Source organism: Pseudomonas paracarnis, from assembly GCF_904063055.1.
GTDB lineage: Bacteria > Pseudomonadota > Gammaproteobacteria > Pseudomonadales > Pseudomonadaceae > Aquipseudomonas > Aquipseudomonas paracarnis.
In genome coordinates, this window is the sequence record NZ_CAJFCN010000003.1 from 351,492 (window position 1) to 373,764 (window position 22,273).

17 protein-coding genes are annotated in these 22,273 nt (G+C 59.3%); 4 read left to right on the forward strand and 13 right to left on the reverse strand.

The genetic code is table 11. The annotated features are described in order from the left end of the window. Positions 1 to 12: 12 nt before the first annotated feature. From JMV15_RS08790 to JMV15_RS08800, 3 genes are all read right to left on the reverse strand, one after another. Entirely contained in the window at positions 13 to 1,446 is a 1,434-nt protein-coding gene (locus JMV15_RS08790) for a serralysin family metalloprotease (protein WP_014718404.1), read from the reverse strand. A 369-nt stretch (positions 1,447 to 1,815) separates the two neighbouring features. Then, positions 1,816 to 2,919: a DmpA family aminopeptidase gene (locus JMV15_RS08795; RefSeq protein ID WP_038450067.1), complete on the reverse strand. Its 1,104-nt coding sequence runs from the start codon at positions 2,917 to 2,919 to the stop codon at positions 1,816 to 1,818. A 9-nt stretch (positions 2,920 to 2,928) separates the two neighbouring features. Beyond that, a complete protein-coding gene (locus JMV15_RS08800; protein ID WP_014718402.1) occupies positions 2,929 to 4,293 on the reverse strand; it encodes an APC family permease in 1,365 nt (454 codons plus the stop codon). A 199-nt stretch (positions 4,294 to 4,492) separates the two neighbouring features. Between JMV15_RS08800 and JMV15_RS08805 the strand changes: the two genes are divergently transcribed. Then, the gene (locus tag JMV15_RS08805; protein ID WP_014718401.1) at positions 4,493 to 5,278 is read left to right on the forward strand and encodes a helix-turn-helix transcriptional regulator; all 786 of its coding nucleotides are present in this window, start codon (positions 4,493 to 4,495) and stop codon (positions 5,276 to 5,278) included. A gap of 2 nt (positions 5,279 to 5,280) precedes the next feature. Here the strand turns inward: JMV15_RS08805 and JMV15_RS08810 are convergent, their stop codons facing one another. The 5 genes from JMV15_RS08810 to JMV15_RS08830 all read right to left on the reverse strand — a co-directional run bounded on the left by JMV15_RS08810 (position 5,281) and on the right by JMV15_RS08830 (position 9,708). Then, entirely contained in the window at positions 5,281 to 5,748 is a 468-nt protein-coding gene (locus JMV15_RS08810) for a M10 family metallopeptidase C-terminal domain-containing protein (RefSeq protein WP_038450064.1), read from the reverse strand. A 189-nt stretch (positions 5,749 to 5,937) separates the two neighbouring features. Further along, positions 5,938 to 7,017 carry a polyamine ABC transporter substrate-binding protein gene (locus JMV15_RS08815; RefSeq protein WP_019820091.1) on the reverse strand — a complete coding sequence of 360 codons (1,080 nt, stop codon included), beginning with the start codon at positions 7,015 to 7,017 and terminating at the stop codon, positions 5,938 to 5,940. Positions 7,018 to 7,077: 60 nt separating this feature from the next. Beyond that, the gene (locus JMV15_RS08820) at positions 7,078 to 7,419 is read right to left on the reverse strand and encodes a cupin domain-containing protein (RefSeq protein ID WP_032903416.1); all 342 of its coding nucleotides are present in this window, start codon (positions 7,417 to 7,419) and stop codon (positions 7,078 to 7,080) included. 23 nt (positions 7,420 to 7,442) lie between these two features. After that, positions 7,443 to 8,849 carry an NAD(P)/FAD-dependent oxidoreductase gene (locus tag JMV15_RS08825; RefSeq protein ID WP_038450061.1) on the reverse strand — a complete coding sequence of 469 codons (1,407 nt, stop codon included), beginning with the start codon at positions 8,847 to 8,849 and terminating at the stop codon, positions 7,443 to 7,445. Positions 8,850 to 8,898: 49 nt separating this feature from the next. Further along, a complete protein-coding gene (locus JMV15_RS08830) occupies positions 8,899 to 9,708 on the reverse strand; it encodes a helix-turn-helix transcriptional regulator (RefSeq protein WP_014718396.1) in 810 nt (269 codons plus the stop codon). A gap of 257 nt (positions 9,709 to 9,965) precedes the next feature. Here JMV15_RS08830 and JMV15_RS08835 point away from each other — a divergent pair, with 257 nt between their 5' ends. Then, positions 9,966 to 10,238, forward strand: coding sequence for a DUF1652 domain-containing protein (locus tag JMV15_RS08835; RefSeq protein ID WP_014718395.1), 273 nt, complete (start codon positions 9,966 to 9,968; stop codon positions 10,236 to 10,238). A gap of 264 nt (positions 10,239 to 10,502) precedes the next feature. On the opposite strand, the gene JMV15_RS08840 is transcribed toward JMV15_RS08835, so the two are convergent. Then, the gene (locus tag JMV15_RS08840) at positions 10,503 to 12,965 is read right to left on the reverse strand and encodes a UvrD-helicase domain-containing protein (RefSeq protein ID WP_038450059.1); all 2,463 of its coding nucleotides are present in this window, start codon (positions 12,963 to 12,965) and stop codon (positions 10,503 to 10,505) included. A gap of 217 nt (positions 12,966 to 13,182) precedes the next feature. Here JMV15_RS08840 and JMV15_RS08845 point away from each other — a divergent pair, with 217 nt between their 5' ends. Continuing rightward, a complete protein-coding gene (locus JMV15_RS08845) occupies positions 13,183 to 13,878 on the forward strand; it encodes a pirin family protein (protein ID WP_014718393.1) in 696 nt (231 codons plus the stop codon). Positions 13,879 to 13,950: 72 nt separating this feature from the next. On the opposite strand, the gene pgm is transcribed toward JMV15_RS08845, so the two are convergent. From pgm to JMV15_RS08865, 4 genes are all read right to left on the reverse strand, one after another. Further along, positions 13,951 to 15,594, reverse strand: a complete 1,644-nt coding sequence (gene pgm, locus JMV15_RS08850; protein ID WP_014718392.1) for a phosphoglucomutase (alpha-D-glucose-1,6-bisphosphate-dependent) — start codon at positions 15,592 to 15,594, stop codon at positions 13,951 to 13,953. A gap of 817 nt (positions 15,595 to 16,411) precedes the next feature. Further along, on the reverse strand, positions 16,412 to 17,815 hold the full coding sequence (locus JMV15_RS08855; RefSeq protein ID WP_038450055.1) for an aminotransferase-like domain-containing protein: 1,404 nt from the start codon (positions 17,813 to 17,815) through the stop codon (positions 16,412 to 16,414). A gap of 36 nt (positions 17,816 to 17,851) precedes the next feature. After that, positions 17,852 to 19,276, reverse strand: coding sequence for a hypothetical protein (locus JMV15_RS08860; RefSeq protein ID WP_172832665.1), 1,425 nt, complete (start codon positions 19,274 to 19,276; stop codon positions 17,852 to 17,854). Positions 19,277 to 19,981: 705 nt separating this feature from the next. Continuing rightward, positions 19,982 to 21,004, reverse strand: coding sequence for a zinc-dependent alcohol dehydrogenase family protein (locus tag JMV15_RS08865; RefSeq protein WP_014718390.1), 1,023 nt, complete (start codon positions 21,002 to 21,004; stop codon positions 19,982 to 19,984). Positions 21,005 to 21,272: 268 nt separating this feature from the next. On the opposite strand from JMV15_RS08865, the gene JMV15_RS08870 reads away from it, so the two are divergent. Further along, a complete protein-coding gene (locus JMV15_RS08870) occupies positions 21,273 to 22,187 on the forward strand; it encodes a LysR family transcriptional regulator (protein WP_032903409.1) in 915 nt (304 codons plus the stop codon). Positions 22,188 to 22,273: the final 86 nt, after the last annotated feature.

Below are 22,273 nucleotides of genomic sequence, written 5' to 3' on the forward strand. Positions count from 1 at the left end.
GCGCGCTTTACATCAGGCTACGATGTCACTGGCAGCCGCCTGGCCAACGGTGGTGACGAGGAAATCCGCCACGCCGTGCCCGGAGAAGTCCACCGCCAAGGTGCCCAGGTTGGTACCTGAGGCATAGGTCAGTACAGCATCGCCGGCATGCCCGGTAAAGGCGTTGACGAAGGTCACGCCCGCACCCTTGGTGATACCGGACAGGTCGATCTTGTCCGAACCGGAGGTGAAGTCGAAGATCTTGTCCGCAGCCCCTGGCCTGGAGTCGGAACTGGCACCGTACACGAAAGTGTCGCTGCCAGTGCCGCCCCACAGCTGGTCCGCACCGCCGCCGCCGTAGATGAGGTCGTTGCCGGCCCCGCCCTTGATGGTGTTGGCGACTTGGTTACCAATGATCAGGTCGTTGCCCGAACCGCCGAACGCGTTCTCGATGGTGACGCCCTTGGCGATGGATACGTTGCCCACCAGGCCGCCCACATCAGAGAACGAGGTGGCAGTGAGGTTGATCTTCTGGTTCTGGGTAAAACCGGAGAAGTCCAGGGTGTCGTTGCCGCCACCGTCCCATACCGAGAACACCAGCTTGTCGGCATTGGAACTGGCGCTGAGGAAATCACGCCCGGTGTTGGAGTTGAACCCGTAGGTGGTGTCCGTGGCGCGGGTGCTGAGGTTGGCACCGTAGAGCTTCTGGATCGCGGCGATGTCGTCGATCAGCGGGCCGGAAGCGTAAGCCTCGACACCGCCTTTGCTGAAGTTCTGGTTGGTGTTGCTCTCGCTCCAGTAACTCATGAGGCTATAGCCACGCGTGTCCTGTCCATAGGTGGCGTCGTTATAGGTCGGGTTGCCGTTCCCGGCGTTGTAGTCGCCAGGGTGAGCCAGGCCCAGGGTGTGGCCGATTTCGTGGGTCAGGGTCTGCCGGCCATAGTTGTTCAGGTCCGGGGTCTTGTTCGGCGTGTAGCTGTTGTTGGTCAGGTACCACGAGGTGCCATCGTAGCCCGCACCGGTGCCGGGCAGGTAAGCGAAAGCCGCGGCGCCGTCCTGGCCGCTGCTGTAGTTGCCGAAGGTCATGTGGCCGTCACCGCCGGAAGCCTTTTCAGTAAAGGTCACGTTGGCGACATCCGCCCAGGATTGCATGGCCAGTGCGGCCTGTGCTTTCTGCTGGGTGTTGAATTGGCTGAACCCCGAGATGCCATGTTTGTTCATGGTGCTCTGGGTAGCCGAGGTGAGGAAGGTGTAGGTCAGATCGATCTTGCCGTTGCCATCAAAGTCCCGGTACGCAGCACCATCCCGCAGCAGCTGGGTCGCTGCCTGGTCTACGGTGTAGGACGGTTTGCCATTGACCGTGAGGTTGCCGCCACGGTCATACAAATGGCTGAAGCTATCGATTTGCGAGTAAGCAGTGCTGGCTTGCGCGGCAGATACAATAGCTTTGTCTTTTACTTTTGACATAAACGTACTTCCTTGTTTGCAAGTGCATCAGTCTTTGTTCGATAGGAACCTCGCGGGCGAGGATAGTCCTATCACTCACCTCTTTTGAAGGCGTAAGAAAACTGACACAACTTGAAATCTTTCGTCTACATCTATTTCCATCGCACACTTGTGACGCAGGTTCAAGTTGAAGAAGTCGCACGCAGTGTTTATTGGGGGCCGTTGCGTTTGTGTGGCCGAATCGGCGCACACCACTATTTAAATATTAAATACAAGTAAAGCCACTCTAAGTGAGCGGCCCACTTGATTAATGGATCCAATATATTGTCACGGTGTCATTAGCAACATTAAAGAGCCACTATTCGCACTAGTAAAGTGCGCTGTCCCCCATTACCGGGACATACTCCAGCCACACTGTTGCAGGGCTGCCAAGAGGGTTTCGCCAGCCAGGCCCGGCACCTTGACGCCGTCTTGAGTGGTCATGTCTTCACCTGCCAGAATGGCATTGATGATCGCCTCCTCCACCGCCTCTGCCGCCGCGCTGAACAGCGGCGAAATATGGTCGTTGTTGACCATCTGCAACCCGGTGCTGAGCGGCAGGTCCTTGCGCCCATAGTCGGCCGGCGGCAAATCACGGTTACCGGTGGCAAACGCCAGGAACAGGTCGCCGCTGGAATCCTCGGTGCCGCCACCGGTGCGCGCAATGCCAATGGACGCGCGCTGTGCCAGGCGCTGGCATTGGTGCGGCAGCAAGGGGGCGTCCGTGGCGATGATCACCACGATGGAGCCCATGCCGGGAGTGCCACGCTCGGCAAAGGGCGAAGCAATGTCCGTCAAATGACGGCCCACCGGGTAACCATCGACCCGCAGCTCCTGGCGCTTGCCATGGTTGGCCTGCACCAGTACGCCCACGGTCCAGCCGCCCTGCTCCGTTGGCAAGCGCCGTGACGCAGTGCCGATGCCGCCCTTGAACTCGTGGCAAATCATGCCGGTGCCACCGCCTACCGCGCCTTCCTGCACCGGGCCGCTTTCAGCCTGGTCCAGGGCCTGGCGCACATGCTCAGGGCGAACATGCTGGCCCCAGATGTCGTTGAGCAGGCCGTCATAAGTTTCCATGACCACCGGCATGCACCAGTACACCGCCGGGTCCGCCAGACGCTCGCGCTCCAGGGCGATCAGGCTGTCGCGCACCACCCCGATACTGTGGGTGTTGGTAATGGCCATCGGCGTGGTCAGCAGCCCCGCCTCGCTGATCCATTCAAGCCCCGTGGCGTCGCCATTGCCGTTGAGCACGTGATAGCCGGCAAAACACGGTTGATGTCGCGCTTCCCCGGCACGCGGCTGGATCAGCGTAACGCCGGTGCGCACCTGCTTGCCGTCGACCTGTGCCTTGAGCGTGGCATGACCGACGCGAACCCCGGGAACATCGGTGATGGCATTCAATTCGCCGGGCATGCCCAGCCCCAACGTGATGCCCAATTGACGTGCACGCATACCCACTCCTTACAATTTCTGAAACGCCGGACTCAACCGGCCACTGATGCAATACAAAATCACCGACAGGGCCAGCAAGCCGATGATGATCATGATGTCGCGTACCGAGGCCTCCAGGATCAAGGTGACCAGCAGGTAACCGGCACCGAGCACCGCCAGCAATGCCGGCAGCGGCCATAACGGCATGCGATAGGGATGCTCGCGATCACGCAACAGCACCCGGCTCATCAGCGCGCTCAGCGCCACCACCAGGTACACCAGCATGATCAGCAGCACGCTGAATGAGGTCAGGTCGGCCAGGTTAGAACTGAAGCTCAACAGCGCCGAGGGTATCGCCAGGAACAGCGTCGCCAGCCACGGTGAGTCCCAGCGCGGGTGAATACGCGTGAACAGCTTGTTGATGCCAGGCGTCCACAACGCATCGCGGCCGCTGCTGAACACCACCCGGCCAATCTGGATCACGATGGCAACGATGGCGTTGAACACCGACAGGAAGATCCCGGCGCTCACCAACCGCGACAGGGTTTCATTGCCATGGCTGGTCAACAGGTAGCCGATCGGGTCGGGGCTGCTGATCATCTCGCTCAGGGACGGCGCGCCGATCAACAGCGCGGTGATCGGCACCAACTCAATCACCACCACCAACCCCAGGGACCAGAGCACCGCCTTGTGCACGCCCTTGCCGCCGCACTTCATGTCTTCGGCCAGCAACACCGCCGGGCCGTAGCCGTTGAACGAGAACAGGCCGATGCCGACGGCGCCGATCACCAGCGCCCAGGGCGCCAGGTGCAACACGCCGTTTTCGACGATTTGCGGCTGCAGCAACACACTGGCCGGCTGCACCGGATTACCGAAGCCGATCACCACAATCACCAGTAACGCCGCCACTTCCAACAGCAGGCAGGTGCCGGTGATCCAGGCGTTGAGCTTGATATTGAGGATGCCCAGGGCGTAGCTGCATACCACGATCACCAGGGCGACAGTTTGCGCGTCGAATGTCGTGCCCAGAGCGTTATTCAGATAAGTCGCCGCACCGGTCGCCAATACCGGCGGAATAAACAGCAACATCACCAGAACCGTCAGGAAGGTGGCGTAACCGGCCATGCCACCAAACACGCGCTTGGCATACACGTACTCGCCACCGGCGCTGTTATGGGCGCGGCCGAGCTCGGCGTAACAGAAGGCAAACATCAACGCGAGCAACGCCGCCATCACGAATGCCAGGAACACGCCACTGCCCGCCTGCTGGATGGCAAACGGGGCGATCACGAAGACGGAACTGGCCGGCGTTACCGCTGAAACGGTAATGGCCACTACATCGAAGACGCTCAGGGTGGGCTTGAGCACGCCATCGGGCGCGGGGGAAGCACTCATATCGTTATCCTCTGTCGTTGTTTTTGGTGTGAGGCAGAAACGAAACATGATTTTTCCTCGGGATATGCTTCCCGTTGGACAGTGACGACGTTATCGGCTGGCGGGGCTGTCGGCCAATTCCCCTATTGGCGTACTCCCCTTGACGGTGCCCCCCAGAAGCCTAACCCTTGGCCGATCATTTGAGGGTGGGGATGTTGAGATGAACCTGTTCCGGGAAATCGGTATGCACGCGGGGTTGGGCCGCACCCTGTCTCAGATCGGCACCGAGCGGTTCTGGAAGCAATTGGTGCTGTTATTGCACCAATGCTTGCCCTTCGATAATGCTCTGGCGATTTTCTACCCGCTGGATGGCCCGCCCCAGGCCCTGGAAGAGTACGACGCCCAGCCCAGCAGCAAGCCGGCGTCGATGCTGGTGTACCTCAACGGCTTGTACCTGCTCGACCCGTTTTACCAGGCCTGCCGCGAAAACTACGCCAGCGGCGTATACCGCCTGGAGGAAGTGGCGCCGGACCATTTTCGCCAGAGTGAGTACTTCCTCAATTATTTCCATGACAATGTGCTGGAAGACGAAGTGCAATTGATCCTGCAATTGCCTGGCGCCGGCACCCTGTCGTTGTCACTGGGCATGCAACGGCGCTTCAGCTTTGAAGAAACCGGGCTGTTGACCACGCTGTCGGCCTGGGTGTTGCCGCTCATGCAGCAGCATTGGCAGCAAAGCACCGAGCGGGCACCGGCCATGGACAGCCAGATTCGCGATGCCCTGAGTCATTTCGGCAGCGGTGTACTGTCGGACCGCGAACTGGAAATCGCCCGGCTGGTGTTGCGGGGCTTCTCCTCCAAGGCCATGGCCGAACGCCTGAAGATCTCGCCGGACACCGTCAAGGTGCACCGCAGGCATTTGTACGCCAAGCTGGACATTTCGTCGCAACCCGAGTTGTTTTCGTTATTCATTCAGTCGTTGGGGCATGACTTGGAGAACCCATAGGCTTAGTCCGAATGAAAGAAATTAATATGCTGCGGCAAAAGATTTACGCCATCAACTCGTATAGAAAAGTTCGGCCCTTCAGGGTTTACCTTGATAGTCAAAGTGCTCACGCCAAACTCATGAGTCAGTTGCACATCCCCCACTTCCACGGGCGGGCCTGGCTGAATATTAATAGCTGAGATGTTGTGGTCTTTTAATACCCCGGCCACATCGATTTCATCCTCCTTGGGGTTGAAATTCAACAGGGTGTCAGGGTCATCGCTAAGGGAGTCGGTACTTTTTTCATATTTGAATGTGTTTTCACCCTGGCGCCCCACCAGCTGGTCGCCACCGCCACCGCTGATGAGGACCGAGGGCTCGCCACGCCTGGCTTCGAGGCGCTCACGCTGGTCTGTGCCGCGCAAGGTGGGCGGGCTGTTTTCCGGGTGGGTCCACGTGCCGCCAGTGGGAAGGCTTTGTATGGAAGACATATAAGTCACCTGTCAGATCATGAGTGTATGTGAAAGTGTTACGCGTTGCGGATTGAAATCTCTCACGCAGGCAATAACACTTTCCACTCCAAATAATTGACATCACATGTCTTAACTATGACGTGATTATTTATCCCACCCAGTACCGATGACTTATCGGCCTTCCTGGTGGCGCTGTTTTCCTGTTATTTAACGCCCCGTACGAATGGTATTCCAAACCCGAGTACGCACCCGGTCGATGTTCAACGGCATGGCTTGCAGTGCAAATAACTTGCCCATCATTTCCGCGCTGGGATACACCTTGGTATCGGCCTTGATCGCCGGGTCTACCAGGCTGTCGGCCGCCGCGTTGCCGTTAGCGTAATGCACGTAGTTGGTGATACTCGCCATCACGTCGGGGCGCAGCAGGTAGTTCATGAACGCATAGCCGGCTTTCTCATTCGGTGCGTCGACGGGCATGGCGACCATGTCGAACCAGATTGCCGCGCCTTCCTTGGGAACGTTGTAGCCGATATTCACGCCGTTTTTGGCTTCTTTGGCGCGGCTTTCGGCCTGCAGGATGTCGCCGGAGAAACCGACGGCGACACAGATGTCACCATTGGCCAGATCGGCGGTGTATTTCGAGGAATGGAAATACGCCACGTAAGGTCGCACTTTCATCAGCAAGGCCTCGGCCTTCTTGTAGTCTTCGGCTTTTTTGCTGTGGTGCGGCAAGCCCAGGTAATTCAGCGCAGCTGGCAGCAGTTCGGGGCCGTTGTCGAGAATGGCGACGCCGCATTTTTGCAGCTTGGCCATGTTTTCCGGTTTGAAGATCAAGTCCCAGGAATCCACCGGGGCGTTGTCGCCGAGTACCGCCTTGACCTTGTCGATGTTGTAGCCGATACCGGTGCTGCCCCACAGGTACGGGAAACCGTGGGCATTGCCGGGGTCGTTGTCTTCCAGGGCCTTGAGCAGCACGGGGTTGAGATTTTTCCAGTTGGGCAACTGGCTCCTGTCGAGTTTTTTCAGGGCGCCGCCCTGGATCTGTCGCGCCATGAAATGGTTGGAGGGGAACACCACGTCATAGCCCGATTTACCGGTCATCAGCTTGCCGTCGAGGGTTTCGTTGCTGTCGTACACGTCATAGGTGAAACCGATGCCAGTGTCTTTCTGGAAATTCCTGGTGGTGTCCGGCGCGATGTAGTCCGACCAGTTATAGATCTTCACGGTCTCGGCGGCTTGGCTGATAGAGGCCACCAACATCAAGGGCAACAGGGCAATGGCTTTCATGGTTCGATTTCCTGGCGGTTTTAGGGCTGTTTTTATGGCAGGCGATCAAGGATCAAAGCGTTACAGAATCAGGACATAGGTCTTGCGCACGGTTTCCTGGATATCCCAGATACCGGTGCTATTGGCTGGCAACATCAGTGCGTCACCGGCTTGTATGTGCAGGGTTTCCCCATTGTCGGGCGTGAAGGTGCAGCGCCCTTGGATGAAATGGCAAAACTCCTGGGACGTGATCTGCCGACGCCAGCGCCCCGGGGTGCAGGCCCAGATGCCGGTCTCGACGCCATCGTTGCGCTCCACGCTCAAGGTGGAGGCCACGGCGATGGGCGCGCCCAGGGGCACCGCCACCGGTGATGAATCTGGCAGAGGGGTGTTCAGCGTGTCTTTGAATTGGGTAATGCTCATGGTTTTTCCCTGTGGGTGACGAGTCAGTGCATGAAACCTTCCATGAAACCGGCAATGCCGGTCGCCAGCTTGCGGCGCCAGGGCGCAGTGTTGGGGTTGGCCAAGACCTGGTCTTCATGGACAAAACTACGAATGATCGCGTTGTAACCCAGCCAGCGGCACGGCTCCGGCTCCCAGGCCTTGAGTGCTTTGAGGCCGCCTTCGCGAATCACCCAGGGTTGTTGGGTCAGCAAGGTGTCGCGGCCGAGGATCAAATCGGCCAGGGTGCGGCCGCCGAGGTGGGTGGCGCCCACGCCCTCCCCGCCATAGCCGCCGGACAGTGCGATGCCCGTGGCGTGGTCACAGAGCATGTGCGGACGAAAACGGCGCGACATGCCGAGGTTGCCGCCCCAGGAATGGGTAATCCTGGCCTTTTTCAGCTGTGGGAAGAGTTCGCCAAACAGGTAGCGACGCAACTCCACTTCGCTGTCGGTCAGGTCGAAGTTGTGCCGCAACTTGCCGGCAAATTGATAGCCACCACGGGCGCCGAAGACCAGACGATTGTCGGCCGTACGCTGGCCGTAGGTGACCTGTCGGCTGCTCTCGCCAAAGGCCTGACCCTGACTGAGCCCGATGTCTGCCCAGGTGCTGGCCGGCAGCGGTTCGGTGGCGACGATCAAGCTCTGCACCGGTAACTGGTAGCGGCCCAATGGGGGCAAGGTATTGGCGTAACCCTCGACAGCAGGCACCACCCAGGCGGCGCGCACGCTGGCCTTGGCGGTGCGCAGGCCGCCGGACTGCCAATGGGTCACGGGGCTGTTTTCGTAAATGGTCACGCCCAGGTTCTCAACCGCCCGCGCCAGGCCACGCACCAGCTTTGCCGGGTTGATCGTCGCGACGTGGGGGGCATAGATGCCGCCATAAGGCTTGGCAATGCGGACCTGCTCGGCCAATTGCTGCGGGCTGAGCCAGCGGTAGTCGTCTTCGGTGAGGCCCTGGGCGTACAGCTTGTCCAGATAGCGGCGCAGGCTGACTTCCTGCTCGGGGTAGCGTGCGGCGCAATACAAGGCGCCGCCTTTGCGGTAGTCGCAGTCAATGCCTTCGCGGGCCAGCACCTGGGCCACTTCATCAGGGATACCGTGCAGCAGGTCAAACGAAGCGCGCCGGTGCTGAGGGGCAAGCTCAGCCAGCAGTCGGTCTTCCCCCAAGAGGTTGCCCATCAACCAGCCACCATTGCGACCGGATGCGCCAAACCCCGCAGTCTGTGCCTCGATGATCGCGATTTTCAGCTCGGGGGCCTGGCGCTTCAGGTAATAGGCGGTCCACAGGCCGGTGTAGCCGGCGCCGATAATCGCCACATTGACGTCCAGGTCGTGCTCCAGCGATGGACGCGCTAACAGCGGGTCGTCCAACTGGTCCATCCATAAACTGATATTGCGCCATGCCGGCATGCCAGCTTCCCCTACCTCGGTTCGATAGGGCCGATCCTAGAGTGCAGTGTCAGGGGCTGTCTTGCGCGCGTGCACGCAGGGAAATTTGTTTGAGGTACGCCTTGGGCGATTGCCCGGTGTGCTGGCGAAAAGCGCTGTAAAACGCCGAGAGTGAATTGAAACCGGCCGCAAAGGCCAACTCATCAACTTTGACCGGCGCGGTGGCGTGATCCAGCGCGGCCAGTAAATGCTGGAGTCGCGCCTGGTTGACGTAGCGATAGAAGCTCTGCCCCAGCACTTGGTTCAGCAGGTAGGACATCTGGTTGCGACTGTAGCCACAGGCCTTGGCGACCCGCTGCAGATCCAGCTCCGGGTCCAGATACGGCTGCTGACGCTCAAAATATTGTTGCAGGTCATTGGCCATATAACCCAACTGCTGGGGCGACAGGCCCAGGCGGCTGACCGTAGGGCGCAAGGCCTGGGCTGGTTGCTCGTGCACCAGGGACGCATATTCATTCACCCGCCAAATCAACCCGTCGCGCACCGTAATGGCCTCACTGGTACGAAACGACACCAGGCCCTGGCCGCCACGCAAGGTGATGCGGTACTGGATAAACGCCGTATCGCCATCGGCGCGGATGCGGTCAGTGTGTTCAATGGCCTCATCCGCCTCACGGGGCATGCTGGCTTGCAAGTACTCGCGCAACTCGGCATAGCCCACCACACGGTTCTGGAAAAAATCGTGGTACTGGATCTCGGGATGGTAGTAAGCCATCACCCCGTCCAGATCGCGATGACGCCAGCACAGGTGATGGCGCAGCACCAACTGGCCGGTAGCGTGGGAATTCTGACACTCATCGTCTGGGGCGATGTCGGGCATATTGGGCTCTACGACGGGAGAAAATGTTTGAGAGTGCCGAAGTTTACCCGCCCCTTCAATGGTCAAATCGAGCGCCTGACTAATGGCCTTTTGCCTATTCCTCTGTAGGACATGATCTATATCAAAACCAGGCGAAAGAACCGCCGAACGGGCGCAAAAAAGTCACCTTGGCGTTGCGAACGAATGCTATTTTTAAGCCCTAGATGTCATGACCAGCGAAGGTCCTGGCCCCTGCCGCGAGCTAAAGGAAGCGCTCAATGAACAAGGTGGGCAACATGAACAAAGTGACATTTCCCAACGCCTGCCAGCTGATGCGCTGGCATTTTCACCCCATGGGCTTCGAGGGCAGCATGGACGCCCCCGGCAGCATGATCGCCCGCCTGTTCGACCGGGCCAGCGGCGAGACGTTGATCGCTATCGCGGGGATTCCGTGCGCTACGGTGATGAACGCGGCTGATGTGGAGCGCATCATCGAGGCCGTGGAGGATGAATTGGAGAGTTTCGTGCCGCCGGTTTCGTTGCGGGCGTGAGGCGGGGCTAACCGCCCCACTCTGACGGTAACCACGATGCGAAGCGAGTCGCTCTTGATCTGCTTTTGATCTCAGGCGCCCCGTTCCAACTGTGTCGCCTGTCAGGCCGCCTTCGCGAGCAAGCCCGCTCCCACAGTTGGATCGTGGAGTGTCAGGTAGATAGGCGTCGGCTGTCAGGCCGCCATCGCAGGCAAGCCAGCTCCCACATGTTCGATCCCGTGTTGTCAGGTAGAGACGCGTCGGCTGTCGGGCTCTTATCGCAGGTCAGCCAGCCCCCTTCGGCGCACGCTGATCATCAAAAAACACCTTCCTGCCATCCACCCGCTCAGACGCCCTGGGCACATTCACGCCTTGGCCTTCCGGCTTCTCCACATACCAATAGCAATGGCTGACCGCCCGAGTGATCCCCACATAGGCCAGGCGCAACACCTCGTCTCTCTGGGCATTGTCATAAGGCTCACTGTCGCCATCCTTACCCAAGCCCGCCATGCGATAGACCTGATTCTTGTACGGCGAGCTGGTGACATGCTGACAATCGCCCAGCAAAAACACCGCATCCGCCTGCAAGCCCTTGGCACTGTGATAAGTCAGCTGTTTAAGCCTGCGCGCCTGAGGCGCCGAGCTAGAATCCACATTAACTACAGACTGAATATGCTCTTGAATCAATAACTTATCGCTACTTTTTCGATAAAGCATCAGGATGGAATCGCCCCGCTGATAGTGCTCGAGCAACCGCTGCCCCAGTGCCGCGTCGTCACGTTCCAACACCGTGACGGGCACCAATGCCTTGGGCTCGCCACTGGCCTTGGCCTTCTTGCCCGGGATGGCCGGCGCGCTACGGACGATATGTTCGGCAGCGTCGATGATGTGCTGGTGGCTGCGGTAGTTCTCGCCCAGCATCACGCGGGTGGTGCTGGGCGAAACAAACTCCTTGTTGAACTCCATGAAGTACTTGGGCGAGCTGCCGCGCCAGCCATAGATGGATTGCCAGTCATCCCCCACGCACAGCAAGGATGAGCGTTGGGCTGCGCGCCCGACGTGCATGGCCGGCCCACGGCTGCGGATTTCGCGCAGGCTGGCGCGGATCCAGGACACGATCTGCGGCGATACGTCCTGGAATTCATCAATCATCAAGTGCGACATCGGCCGCAACAAGGGATCACTCAGCAGCTTGAGGTTCTCCGGGGTGTTTTCGCCAAACAGCGAGAACATCCGGTTGTAGGTCATGATCGGCGGCGATTGTTCCAGCAGGTGATCTTCCAGCGCCTTCCAGAAAATGCTCAGGGCCTCGAAGAACAGCCGATCCGGGTCGTCCTTGGCAAAACTCATCTGGCCAACCGCCGTGGGGACATCCAGGCCGAGGTTCTCGATAAACCCGGCTGCCATGACAAAACTGTCCAACAGGGGCGCCGAAGCGAGTTCGCCTTTGACCTTGTAATCAAAGCCTGGCCCGGCCGTGGCATCGCCGCCCAAGCTGCTCAAAAGGCGCTTTGAAGATTCGTAATTATCCAGCCATATCAGTGGCTTATTACAGAAAGCTTGAAACAACGTGCGCTTTACTGCCCATTCTGCACGCACCGAGAGTTTCGAATTCGGCCGACTGATCTGCGGGTTTTCACGCCCATCGAACCCCAGTACCACCCAGGCGTCCAGCTCCGGGATGTAGCCGTGGCAATGAAATCGCGCGCCGTTGATTTCAAAGGTCTGACGGCTGGGTTCGATACCTTTGATCGGCCAGGCACCGGCGCGAAACCACAGGTCCTCAATCACATCACAGAGTTCTTCATCGCGCTTGGCGGCCAATTCAGTCACGGCCATACGCTTTTGCACGTCAGGATGATCGCGCTCCAGCTCCTTGAGCTGAAGGCTATGGCGGGCCAAGGGTGCAATCAACTCGCGAAAACGCTGATGGCGGCCATACAAGCGGTGATAACAAGCGTTCATCTGCTGGCGCTGGGCGTCACTGATACGCAGGTCGAAGGCGTTGCTGTCGGCGTCTTCAAAACCACCGCTGAGGTTCTCAAAGGCCTGCAGCCGCTCAAAACCCGGCAGGCTGCGCACCATCGGCAGGATGCGCGAGTGAAAGGTGCGCACCAGCGCCTGGGCTTCCTTGCTGCCAAGGGGTTGGCCCCACAGGTTGAGAATTTCCATGAGTTTGTTGATGAAGTCCTTGCGCGACTCGCGGGTGAACGTCACCACAGTCATCGAACTCAGTTCAAAGCCCAGGTAATGGCTGAGCAGCAGGATGCGCAGCACCAGGGACGTCGACTTGCCGGCGCCGGCACCCGCAATCACTGAGGTCGAGGGGGTGTCGCTGAAGATCATCTTCCATTGCGCCGCGCTTGGCTGCGCATGGGCTGGCAGCAGGCGCGCGACATCGGCCTTCATGCGCTTCTTCACCTCTGCGGTGAGCGGTAATCGCCAATCGTCGAACAGGCTGTCATCTATGCCTGGCGCACGGTGCTCATCGGGGCGAAAGTCACGAATCAGCAGGACTTGTCGGCCCTCCTCGATGCCATCAGCCCTACCCTCACGGTAACCGTACTCAACGCCCGCCTCATGCCCACTGCGAAAGCCGTCGGCCTGGCCATGCAACCAGGAAAACCTGTGCTGCGCACGCAAACGGGTGAGGCCATGGCCGAACAGGCGCGCGGCAAGCCGCTTCAACAACGGCATTTCAGCCAAGGGGCGCAGTTCGGGGGGTAGATCAGGCTGTTGTTGCGACACGCGGACTCCTGCGGTGAGCTTGTTTTGACCAAGCCGTCATGGTCGCCGGAAACGCCGCTCAGTTCCAGCCAAATGCTTTGTTGTCATGCAGTTAGGCGATGAAGTGAAAGTGAACACCGGGGTTAAACATCGAATAAATGAATCATAAACAGGCATTTTTTACGCTTTTTCTCGATCATGCGCTGCTGGATGATAGGTTCATCAACAGGAGGCGATCATGCTTGAACTTCGACCTTTCAACACACTGGGCGGCGCCCACCATGGCTGGCTTGACGCTCATCACCACTTTTCCTTTGCCGAATACCACGACCCCCAGCGCATGCACTGGGGCAACTTGCGGGTATGGAACGACGACATCATCGCCCCCGGCAGCGGCTTTCCCCAGCACCCGCACCGCGACATGGAAATCATCACCTATGTGCGCGAAGGGGCCATCAGCCATGCCGACAACCTGGGTAACAAAGGCCGCACCGAAGCCGGCGACGTGCAAGTAATGAGCGCAGGCACCGGCATTGCCCACAGCGAGTACAACCTGGAGGCTACGCCAACCAAGATCTTTCAGATCTGGATCATTCCCAATGAGGCTGGCTTGCCGCCGTCCTGGGGCGCCAAACCGTTTCCACAGGGCAACCGCGAGGGCTTTGTAACCCTGGCCAGCGGCAAGGCTGGCGACAGTGAAAGCTTGCGAATTCGTGCGGATGCACGCTTGGTGGCAGCTAACCTGAAAGCTGGAGAAAGTGCGGAGTACCGGCTGGACAGTGGCCGCCGGGCGTACCTGGTGCCCGCCACGGGCGTGATTGACGTCAATGGCGTGCAGGCAAAGGCGCGAGATGGTGTGGCGGTTGAGGATGAACAGGTATTGCGGGTAACGGCGATTGAGGACAGCGAAATCGTGCTGGTGGACCTGGCCTGATCTCAACTCTCGTTGCTATCTAATGTGGGAGGCGGCTTGCTCCCTCCCACACTTCTACCGCATGAGTGTCAGTTATTGGCTGATTGCACCATCAACCAACACCTGCGCCTCCTCCACCAGTTGCTTGAGGTGCTCTTCGCCAACGAAACTCTCGGCGTAGATCTTGTAGATGTCCTCAGTGCCCGAGGGCCGTGCGGCAAACCAGCCGTTTTCGGTCATGACTTTCAAGCCGCCAATCGCCTGGTTGTTGCCCGGCGCATGGCTGAGGATCTGCTGAATGGTCTCCCCGGCCAATTGCGTGGACGTGACCTGCTCCGGCGACAGTTTGCCCAGCAGGGCTTTTTGCGCTGGAGTGGCTTTGGCATCCACACGGATAGCGAACGGCTCACCGAGGGCATCGGTCAGGCCGCGGTAGATCTGGCTGGGGTCCTGACCTTTGCGCGAGGTCATTTCCGCGGCCAGCAAGGCCGGGATAAGGCCGTCCTTGTCGGTGCTCCACACGCTGCCGTCCTTGCGCAGGAACGAGGCACCGGCGCTTTCTTCGCCGCCAAACCCCAACGACCCTTCAAACAAGCCATCGGCAAACCATTTGAAGCCCACTGGCACTTCGTACAGGCGACGACCAATACGCGCTGCGACGCGGTCGATCAGGCCGCTGCTCACCACGGTCTTGCCTACGGCTGCATCGGCGCGCCAGTCCGGACGGTTCTGGAACAGGTAGTCGATGGACACCGCCAGGTAGTTGTTGGGCGCCAGTAAACCTCCGGAAGGCGTGACAATGCCGTGGCGGTCGTGGTCCGGGTCGCAGGCGAAGGCAACGTCGAAACGCTCCTTGAGCCCGATCAGACTTTGCATGGCGTAGCTGGAAGACGGGTCCATGCGAATCTGGCCGTCCCAGTCGACGCTCATGAAGCGGAAGGTTGCGTCGACCTCGGTATTCACCACCTCTAGGTTCAAGCGGTAGTGCTCGGCAATCGCCGACCAGTAGCGCACCCCTGCTCCGCCCAGTGGGTCCACGCCCAAGCGCAGGTCGGCGCTGCGGATCGCGTCCATGTCGATCACATTGATCAGGTCGGCCACATAGCTGTTGAGGTAGTCATGGCGATGGGTGGTGTCGGCCTTGAGCGCCTGGGCGTGAGTGATGCGCTTGACCCCGGCCAGCTTGTTGGCGAGCAGTTCGTTGGCCTTGGCTTCGATCCACTTGGTGACATGGGTATCAGCCGGGCCACCGTTAGGCGGGTTGTACTTGTAGCCGCCACTTTGCGGCGGATTGTGGGACGGTGTAATCACAATGCCGTCCGCCAGGCCGCTGGTACGGCCGCGGTTGTAGCAGATGATGGCGTGGGAAATCGCCGGCGTCGGCGTGTACTCATCGCCCTCGGCCAGCATCACATGCACGCCGTTGGCCGCCAGTACTTCCAAGGCGCTGGCACCGGCTGGCGTCGACAATGCATGGGTATCCAGGCCGACAAACAAGGGGCCAGTGATGCCCTGCGCTTCGCGGTACAGGCAGATGGCCTGGCTGATAGCCAGCACATGCCACTCGTTGAAACTCAGTTCAAACGAGCTGCCGCGGTGCCCGGAAGTACCAAAAGCCACGCGCTGAGTGGAGATCGCTGCATCAGGCTGGCCGGTGTAGTAGGCCGTGACCAGTCGCGGGATATCCACCAGCAACTGGGCTGGCGCCGGTTTGCCCGCAAAAGGACTGATAGTCATGCATAAACCTCGAAAAGAAGGATTCGGAAAAAATGACAGTTTACTGGGACTTGGACTACTGCGCGACGGTATCGATCCGACAGCCTGAAGAGAAATTTCGGATAATTGAGGTGAGGATATGCACTCGGCCTGACAGCCTGATTGGCCGTCAGCCCCCTATCGCTGCATCGGTATCTACACAATTTTGGTGCGACGCTGGACCTGTGGCGAGGGAGCTTGCTCCCGTGACGGCCCTGCAGACGGCGCTGATCTAACTGACGCGCCGAGATCTCAATGTGGGAGCTGGCTTGCCTGCGAAGGCGGCCTGACAGTCAACACAGTTGGACCGTGTACATATCCATTCCTGCGGTTAAGGCTACTTAGGGTTCCGCCCTGACGGCGGCTCACTTTTGAAAAGCGCAAAAGTAAGCAAAACGCTCTTGCCCCACCACTCGGCACCTCGCTTAGGCTCGGTGTGCCCGTAATCCGCCAGTGATTTGGGGGGCCGCCGCCACGCGCCATCCATGGCGCGGGGCGGCTAAACCGGCATCCCTGCCGGTTTACCCCCCAAATCCCTGTCGAATTCCGGCCAGCGTGGTTTAACGGGGCGCTTGAGATCAAAAGCAGATCAAGATCAAGAGCGGCTCGCTTCGCATCGTGGTTACCGTTGGCTGCTACAACCTACAAAATTGTGTAGATACCTATGCCTATCGCAGTTCAAGCCAGCTCCCACATTGGATAGTTGTAGGAGCGAGCTTGCTCGCGAAAAACGCACAGGCGCCGCGTCTATTCAGGCAGCGCGCGTTATCGTTGACGTTTTTCGCGAGCAAGCTCGCTCCTACTCAGTCTGCGCCTGCCGTAGTGACTGCGCCAGCGTATCCAGGGCGATGTCCAGGTTGGGATGGCCGCTGAAGGTATGGCTCAAGCGCATATGCTGGTGATGTAAACCACTGAGACTGAAGAGCTCGCCGGGGGCAATCACCACCTGCTGGGCGAGCATGCGCTGGAATACCAGGCGCATGTCCACCGGCGCCATGGACTGCAACCAGAAACTCGCCCCGGCCACGGGCATGCGGTAGTGCACACGCCCTTGCATACGCGCATCCAAGCGGTGACTCATGGCGTGCGCCTGCTCATGGAGGCGCTGGCGCAACGTCTGCAGGTGCTGGTCGAACCGACCGCTTTCGTACAGCCGAGCAATGGCGCGTTGTCGGATAGCGGACAGTCGAAACGAACGCAGTAAGAATTGGCGCTGCAATTCACTGCTCATCTGCCGTGTCAGCAGGTAACCAAAGGGCGCCTCCGGGCCCAACACCTTTTCGAACGAAGAAAACACAATCAGCCGCTCTGGGTTGACCAGGCCGCGCAAGGCCGATCCGGGCGGCGCAAAGCTCAGGTCACCAAAGGTATCGTTCTCCAGCAACCAGCAGCCGTGCTGGTCGAGCAGACGCGCTACGTGCAGCCGCTCGGGCTCGGTCATGGCGTTACCCGAGGGCATGCTGACCACGGACGAGAGCAGCACCAAGTGCACCGGCTCATGGCGCAGCAGGTGCTCAAAAGTGGCCAAATCGGGGCGGCCGTCGGCGCGCCAGGGCCATTCAATGACCCGCACACCAGCGGCCTGTAGCAGGCGCAACACCAGGTAATCGCAGGGAGATTCAACCACCACCACGGTGCCTTTAAGGCCCAGGGCATCAATCAGGATGTCCAGTACACCTTGAAGATCGGCCCCCACATACACCTCATCCGCTTGCCAACAACGGGTGGGCGACGAGGTATAGCGTGCGGCCAAGGCGGCGCGCAACTCCCACACACCACAGGGTTGCGAAGGTTGCAGGTGATGGGGATACCGGCGTACCAGTTGACGTTCCAGCGCCAGCAACGCGCCATCCAGCGACCCCAACAGCGCCGGTTCATCGCCACTGAGCACCACCATCGCCGGGCGCCGGGCGGCCGTGTACAAACGCTCGAGCAAGTCTGTACCCGCCATAAGGGGCGCGTTTGCAGCCACGGGCCAGGCGAAGTAGCCGGACTTGGCCACCGAGTACACTCGTCCTTCCTTTTCCAGCAACGAATAGGCGTACTGAATCGTCGAGATCGACACATTCATGCGCGTCGATAACTGCCGCAGGGAAGGCAGTTTCACTGGCGTTTCCCGGCTGACTTCGTTGATCAGATTGATCATGTAGCGGTACACCGCCTGATAGGCAAAATCTACTTGCCGCTCCCCCCGAAGGTTCATTGTTGATCACCGGCTTTGATTGGCGAATACACGCTGCTAACGCCCCGACACTTGGGCGATGCGCACCTTGGGCCGCGCCAGCGTTTGTTTGCATACCCGCATGCCGCGCCCTCCCAGCAGCGGGCGCTTACGATACAGGTGCTGCAACAGCGGCAGCGGCAGCCCACTGGTATCCACTAGCCACTGGTGCAGGATGTCCGCAGCGGGTTTGCCCTGTAGTGCCTTGTGCAGTTCAGGAAGTGCCACCAGCATGCCGGGATGGCATTGACGCAAGAAGCTCTCCAACCGTTCGCCATGTTGAACGAAGGGCGCAAACAACAGGCACGTCAACTGGCTGTCGTCCAGGCCGGAGAACTCCTGAATGTAGGCGGTGGACAGCAACTGCCCCTCTGGCCCTGACGCTTCTTTGATCAGCGCGACCGGTACTTGCCTGCGGTGCAGGAAGTCTGCCGCACGCCGAACAAACCCCGCGACGCCATGTTCGTAGGACAGCTCACGCAGACACTGGGCCTGCACGCCGTGCAAATGCGCCATGAGCAATGGGTTGGGATAGGCGGGATGGCTGAAATGGAACTCGAACGGGTCCCGTTTGTAGGCGAGGAACCCGGTGAGCAGTGGCGCATGGGCGACATCGGCGTCCTTGAGCAGATCAGCGATGCCGATATAGGCCAAATGACGATGCCCGCCCCGGCCCGGACTTTCGTTGCCGGCATAGTGCTCGCCATAGAGGTCGCGGTAGCACCCCACGCTCCATTCCTCCATGCGTGCAAACCACCCATTGAGCGACGATGGCTTGCCGGGCGCAAATGCAAGGCCGGTCGCCAGCGCATTTTTTTTCAGCCACGCGATGTATTGGCTTTGCTTGCGCACTGAATCACCGCTGACCAGGGCATGCACGCCGCCGTTCCAGGTAGCGACCCGCTGGTAGAAATCGCCCAGGGCCAGGAGCGTGTCATCGCACAGGGCGGCGCGGATATCGCCGGACGTCAGGTGCCCAATCATCAGTTTGTTACGCTGGCTGATTTCCCGAGCGGCACTGGACGCCGGGCGCTGATGGTTGAACGGCAGCACCTCATGGTTTTCCACCATCAACAGCTCTACCCGTGGGTCGTCATGGAAGAACAGCGCTGCGTAGCCCTGATTCAGGCAGTCGAGCGTTGCTTGAGTCATACCCGCATGCCGCAATGTTGCCACCCGTATCTGAAAAGTCTTGGGCGAGCGGCCGGCAATGGTCAGTTGCGCCGCACGCAGCAACGCGAGGGTGTAGCTGCTCACTTCGCCGCCACCGTGGGCGATCAGTACTTTGTAATTGCCCACTTGTTCCATGCCGCCTGCGGCCACCACGATGCGCTGAACGAGCAATTGAAGTGACGTTCGTTCGGCACGCGTAAAGTGCCCGATTAAACGTTGCAGAACTTGCTGGTAAACATAGCTCATGGCTTGTTCATGAATAGTGCTCATCGTTCTACTACCCGAGTTGAAATATCAGTTTCAAGCAACTACCAAACAGCGTTGCTCGACTTATTACATCTGTAGGCTTGTCATCCAGTGCGCAGCACAAGTTTGAGTCAACATTAGCACCTTGCAACAAAAGCGCAGGTGAGAGCATTGAGGGGGCCTATGGCCGCCCCGCCGGAGAATCCAGCGCCTGCGCGGGCTCTAGCGAAATAGCTATTAGCCTTAGGAATGTTCCGACAACGTCCTACACTGTTTTAACTAAGCAATTAGAGAATTGTCCGACAAATATTAATCACCTGCGCACCTTGGGTGCGCGTAAAGCAAAAGGGTATTCGTTTTGCACTTGCCGGGAAAAACAATCCGAGCCTCGTTAGTTCTGAAGGTGCGTGACGCAACTGCCGTGTAATCAATCATGGCTCAATCCTTGAGATGACAATGAAGACTCAATTATCGGCACTCAAATAATGATTAACAGATACAGAACAGCGTCAAAAAGCAGCTCAGATGACGTGCCTGCCCAACTTAAATGACGCCCACACACAAGCGCCGCACTGGATTTCAGGGCGGCGCAAGGCAATAACAGTATTGTTTACGGGGCAGAACGCCCCTGCGGCGGCTCAACCCCGGTGCGGGTTAAGCCCTGTCAAATGGCGCATTTGCCTCATCAGCTCAGGCGCCAGCGTATTCATTTGCGAATACTCCTACAGCTCAAACAGCTTCAACCTGCAACGCCACCCGTTCGCGGCACGGGCATTCGTCCATGTATCGGTGCGCTTCGACGAACTGACTGAATGGAAATACCGTAGTCTTCAGTGGGACAAGCACCCGGTCGGCTGTCAGCTGGTTGATATCGCGCAACGCGCGCTGCAACGCCACGTGATCCTGGATAATGCCCAACTCCGGCTTGCCGGTGAAGTTGCCGATACAGTGCACAAAGAACTGAATGTTCTTCTGGAACGCCGCACAGGCCGGGAATGGCGTCTGGTTGCCACCTTGCAGGCCATACAGCACCAGGCTGCCGCGCGGCGCCAGGACGTCTCCGAGCAGCGACATCTGCGGGCCACCCAGGCCATCAAACACTACGTCGACGCCCCGGTTGTCGGTGAACTTGTTGATCTGCATCAGCAGGTCTTGTTCTTCGGTCACGATGACTTTTTCTGCCCCGAGGGACAGCAGGTATTCACGTTCAGCACTGTCTTTGGTGGCGGCAATCACCCGCACACCCAGGGCCTTGCCCAACTGCACAAACGAAGGGCCGGCACAGTGGCTGGCATCGGTCACCAAAGCGAACTGGCCGGGTTTGACCCGCGCCAGGTCCATGTAGGCAAAGTACGCAATCAGCAGTGGCGTGTAGTGCACGCTCGCTTCAATCGGACTCAAAACATCCGGATAACGGGTCAGGGCCGAACGGGGCAGGACGATCTGCTCGCCATACACCGGGTAATCATTGGGGCTTTCGGCCGGAAAACTGGCCACTTTATCGCCCACCGCCAAGTCATCCACGCCGTCGCCGAGGGCAACCACAACCCCGGCCATCTCATGGCCCAGGCCAGAAGGCAGGCGTGCATGGGAAGACGCCAGGTTCTGGCGCCACAGGATGTCGTACCAACTGATGCCGATCGCGTCGACACGCACCTGCACTTCGCCCGGTGCGGGCTGCGCGGCCGCATGCTCTTCGCATTTGAGCACCTCGGCCGGACCAAACTTGTGAAAACGGATCGTGCGGGACATCGCAAACCTCGTCAAAGTAACCTCTAATGCCATGAACTTTATCTGGGCTTTGGGGGTAAGACCACCGGTCACCATTAATAGTCGACATGCCTGTCATTGATTCCGCGAAGGAGGAACACCCCTCAACTATCGTAGGAAAAATCAATTAGCCGGTGCAGAGTACCAGCCTTTCCCCGTAAGATTCATGCCGGTCATCCCTCTGAATCGAACCTCAGGGGTTGCTACATGACCGCTCACATCAAGTTTGCTGACTCTTCCAGGACACAAGATGAACCGTAACGACCTGCGTCGTGTCGACCTTAACCTCTTGATCGTATTCGAAACCTTGATGCATGAGCGCAGTGTGACCCGCGCCGCCGAGAAATTGTTCCTCGGCCAGCCGGCCATCAGCGCAGCGTTGTCACGCCTGCGCGGGTTGTTCGATGACCCCCTGTTCGTGCGCACCGGGCGCAGCATGGAACCCTCGGCCCGCGCCGTGGAAATCTTCGCCCTGCTCTCCCCGGCCCTGGACTCGATCTCCACCGCCGTCAGCCGCGCCGCCGAATTCGACCCGGCCACCAGCACCGCCGTGTTTCGCATTGGCCTGTCCGACGACGTGGAATTCGCCCTGCTCCCGCAACTGCTCAAACGCCTGCGTTCCGAAGCCCCCGGCATCGTGCTGGTGGTACGCCGCGTCAACTACATCCTGATGCCCAGCCTGCTGGCCTCCGGTGAAATCTCCATTGGCGTCAGCTACACCGCCGACCTGCCCGCCAACGCCAAGCGCAAGGTGCTGCGCCGCAGCCTGCCCAAACTGCTGCGCGCCGACAGCGTACCGGGCTCGCTGAGCCTGGATGACTTCTGCTCACGGCCCCACGCGCTGGTGTCCTTTGCCGGCGACTTGAGCGGGTTTATCGATGAAGAGCTGGAAAAACTCGGCCGCAAGCGCCACGTTGTGCTCGCGGTGCCGCAGTTCAACGGCCTGGGTACGTTGCTGGCGGGTACGGACATTCTGGCCACCGTGCCGGATTATGCGGCGGAAGCGCTGACCTCGGCGGGTGGTTTGCGTGCCGAGGACCCGCCGTTGCCGGTGCGCTCGTTTGAGCTGCATATGGCGTGGCGGGGTTCGCAGGATAATGACCCGGGGGAGCGGTGGTTGAGGTCGCGGATTCAGATGTTTTTCGGGGACCCCGATAGCCTGTAATAGAATTCCACTAAATTCCATAAACCCGTTTTATAACAATAATTTATTGGTTATTTCAGTCCATCGTCGTCTGTCTAAATCCAACG